This window comes from Staphylococcus sp. HMSC055C03 (assembly GCF_001809385.1).
GTDB classification, from domain to species: Bacteria; Bacillota; Bacilli; order Staphylococcales; family Staphylococcaceae; genus Staphylococcus; species Staphylococcus simulans.
On the sequence record NZ_KV797484.1, the window covers coordinates 1 to 353 of the forward strand.

1 pseudogene is annotated in these 353 nt (G+C 33.4%); it reads left to right on the plus strand.

The features are described 5' to 3' along the window. Positions 1 to 56 precede the first annotated feature (56 nt). Positions 57 to 353 (plus strand): annotated as a pseudogene (locus tag HMPREF2603_RS04310) (IS6-like element IS257 family transposase); the annotation flags it as partial.

Below are 353 nucleotides of genomic sequence, written 5' to 3' on the forward strand. Positions count from 1 at the left end.
GGTTCTGTTGCAAAGTTGAATTTATAGTATAATTTTAACAAAAAGGAGTCTTCTGTATGAACTATTTCAGATATAAACAATTTAACAAGGATGTTATCACTGTAGCCGTTGGCTACTATCTAAGATATGCATTGAGTTATCGTGATATATCTGAAATATTAAGGGAACGTGGTGTAAACGTTCATCATTCAACGGTCTACCGTTGGGTTCAAGAATATGCCCCAATTTTGTATCAAATTTGGAAGAAAAAGCATAAAAAAGCTTATTACAAATGGCGTATTGATGAGACGTACATCAAAATAAAAGGAAAATGGAGCTATTTATATCGTGCCATTGATGCAGAGGGACATACA